The organism is Thalassorhabdomicrobium marinisediminis (assembly GCF_003072065.1).
Lineage (GTDB): Bacteria > Pseudomonadota > Alphaproteobacteria > Rhodobacterales > Rhodobacteraceae > Octadecabacter > Octadecabacter marinisediminis.
On record NZ_QCYG01000015.1, the window covers coordinates 2501 to 5915 of the forward strand.

1 tRNA gene and 2 rRNA genes are annotated in these 3415 nt (G+C 52.5%); all 3 read left to right on the forward strand.

Annotated features, from left to right (window positions below):
- Window positions 1–117 precede the first annotated feature (117 nt).
- The 3 genes from DC363_RS16490 (at window position 118) to DC363_RS16500 (ending at window position 3327) form a co-directional block, all read left to right on the forward strand.
- Window positions 118–2949: ribosomal RNA gene (locus tag DC363_RS16490) — 23S ribosomal RNA — on the forward strand.
- Between the two features lie 129 nt (window positions 2950–3078).
- Window positions 3079–3193 (forward strand): 5S ribosomal RNA (rrf, locus tag DC363_RS16495).
- A 57-nt stretch (window positions 3194–3250) separates the two neighbouring features.
- Window positions 3251–3327, forward strand: a tRNA-Met gene (locus DC363_RS16500).
- Window positions 3328–3415: the final 88 nt, after the last annotated feature.

Consider the following 3415-nt stretch of genomic DNA (forward strand, 5'->3'; position numbering starts at 1 on the left):
CTGTGGTCGGGAAAATGTATGACTTTTGTTCCAGAAGCTGTTCGATCAGCACGAAAGTAGGAAGCGGAGTGATTGCCGCGACCGTAAGGCCTTGCCGGCCTTGCTTTTTCTGGATCAAATCAAGCGCGAAAAGGGCGTTTGGTGAATGCCTTGGCAGTAAGAGGCGATGAAAGACGTGATACTCTGCGATAAGCCGTGAGGAGCTGAGAATAAGCTTTGATCCACGGATCTCTGAATGGGGCAACCCACCTGATACTGTGTTATTACTGCTCTCCGGAGCAGCTAATAATGCGGTAAAACAGGTATTTTTAACCTGAATAGATAGGGTTAAAAAAGCAAACCCGGGGAACTGAAACATCTAAGTACCCGGAGGAAAGGAAATCAACAGATACTCCCCTAGTAGCGGCGAGCGAACGGGGACCAGCCGAGCCATGAGTGTGAATAGAATGTGTTGGGAAGCACAGCCATAGTGGGTGACAGCCCCGTATATGAAGCACAATTGGACGTATTAAGTAGGGCGGAACACGTGAAATTCTGTCTGAACATCGGAGGACCACCTTCGAAGGCTAAGTACTCCTTACTGACCGATAGTGAACCAGTACCGTGAGGGAAAGGTGAAAAGCACCCCGACGAGGGGAGTGAAACAGTACCTGAAACCGAACGCCTACAATCAGTTGGAGGGCCCATGAGGCCTGACAGCGTACCTTTTGTATAATGGGTCATCGACTTGGTCTATCTAGCAAGCTTAAGCCGTTAGGTGTAGGCGCAGCGAAAGCGAGTCTTAATAGGGCGAATGAGTTAGATGGATCAGACCCGAAACCGAGTGATCTAGGCATGCCCAGGATGAAGATAAGGTAACACTTATTGGAGGTCCGAACCCACACCTGTTGAAAAAGGTCGGGATGAGGTGTGCCTAGGGGTGAAAGGCCAATCAAACTCGGAGATAGCTGGTTCTCTGCGAAATCTATTTAGGTAGAGCGTCATCCGAATACCCCGGGGGGTAGAGCACTGGATGGGTAATGGGGCCCCACAGGCTTACTGATCCTAACCAAACTCCGAATACCCGGGAGTACTAGATGGCAGACACACTGCGGATGCTAACGTCCGTAGTGGAGAGGGAAACAACCCTGACCTACAGCTAAGGCCCCTAATTCATGGCTAAGTGGGAAAGCAGGTGGGACGACCAAAACAACCAGGAAGTTGGCTTAGAAGCAGCCATCTTTTAAAGATAGCGTAACAGCTCACTGGTCTAAACAAGTTGTCCTGCGGCGAAGATGTAACGGGGCTCAAGCCATGAGCCGAAGCTTAGGATGCACATAGTGCGTGGTAGCAGAGCGTAGTGTGACATAGTTCCATGTCTCCTTAGCGGGTTCGCCCGTATTGGAGACGCGGAACTTTCGATGAAGCCGGGGCGTGAGCCATCCGGTGGAGAGATCACTAGTGAGAATGATGACATGAGTAGCGACAAACAGGGTGAGAGACCCTGTCGCCGAAAGTCCAAGGGTTCCTGCTTAAAGTTAATCTGAGCAGGGTAAGCCGACCCCTAAGGCGAGGCCGAAAGGCGTAGTCGATGGGAACCAGGTTAATATTCCTGGGCCAGGAAGTAGTGACGGATTCCGGACGTTGTTCATCCTTATTGGATTGAATGGGCAGCCAAGGGGTCCCTGGAAATAGCTCTTCCATGAGATCGTACCCTAAACCGACACAGGTGGACTGGTAGAGAATACCAAGGCGCTTGAGAGAACGATGTTGAAGGAACTCGGCAAAATACCTCCGTAAGTTCGCGAGAAGGAGGCCCAGTTTCTACGCAAGTATTGGCTGGGGGCACAAACCAGGGGGTGGCGACTGTTTACTAAAAACACAGGGCTCTGCGAAGTCGCAAGACGACGTATAGGGTCTGACGCCTGCCCGGTGCCTGAAGGTTAAAAGGAGGTGTGCAAGCACCGAATTGAAGCCCAGGTAAACGGCGGCCGTAACTATAACGGTCCTAAGGTAGCGAAATTCCTTGTCGGGTAAGTTCCGACCTGCACGAATGGCGTAACGACTTCCCCGCTGTCTCCAACATCGACTCAGCGAAATTGAATTACCTGTCAAGATGCAGGTTTCCCGCGGTTAGACGGAAAGACCCCGTGCACCTTTACTACAGCTTCACACTGGCAATAGGTCAGGCATGTGCAGGATAGGTGGTAGGCTTTGAAGCAGGAACGCCAGTTTCTGTGGAGCCTCCCTTGAGATACCACCCTTGCCTCGCTTGTTGTCTAACCGCGGTCCGTTATCCGGATCCGGGACCCTGTGTGGTGGGTAGTTTGACTGGGGCGGTCGCCTCCTAAATAGTAACGGAGGCGCGCGAAGGTTGGCTCAGACCGGTCGGAAATCGGTCGTTGAGTGCAATGGCAGAAGCCAGCCTGACTGCGAGACTGACAAGTCGAGCAGAGACGAAAGTCGGTCATAGTGATCCGGTGGTCCCGAGTGGAAGGGCCATCGCTCAACGGATAAAAGGTACGCCGGGGATAACAGGCTGATACTGCCCAAGAGTCCATATCGACGGCAGTGTTTGGCACCTCGATGTCGGCTCATCTCATCCTGGGGCTGGAGCAGGTCCCAAGGGTACGGCTGTTCGCCGTTTAAAGAGGTACGTGAGCTGGGTTTAGAACGTCGTGAGACAGTTCGGTCCCTATCTTCCGTGGGTGTAGGATATTTGAGAGGAGTTGCCCCTAGTACGAGAGGACCGGGGTGAACGTTCCACTGGTGGACCAGTTGTCGTGCCAACGGCAGTGCTGGGTAGCTATGAACGGACAGGATAACCGCTGAAGGCATCTAAGCGGGAAGCCCCCCTCAAAACAAGATATCCCTGAGGACCGAGGTAGACTACCTCGTCGATAGGCCAGAGATGTAAGTGCAGCAATGCATTCAGTTGACTGGTACTAATGGTCCGATAGGCTTGATTTGATCCAGTAGAAGCAAGGCATTTGCCCTACTGATCAAGAGCATACACAACACAATCAGCGTACTGACTTGGACAACACCCCCGCTCTTGCCCCTAGCAAGAGCAACAATCGTATCGAATTCCTTTCTTGGTTTGGTGGTCATAGCACGAGCAAAACACCTGGCTCCATTCCGAACCCAGCCGTTAAGTGCCGTTGCGCTGATGGTACTGCGTCTTAAGACGTGGGAGAGTAAGTCACTGCCAAACCTAGTAAGGAATTCGAAACGACCCCGTATCTCTCTGCGATGCAATACACTTAGGTCCCGCGGGATGGAGCAGCCCGGTAGCTCGTCAGGCTCATAACCTGAAGGTCGTAGGTTCAAATCCTACTCCCGCAACCATCGTCACTTGCCGAACGCCCGTAGCCTTGCTGCGGGTGTTGGCGTTTGTAGACATCCCATTCTCACAGAACGACAAAATCCCGGCCAG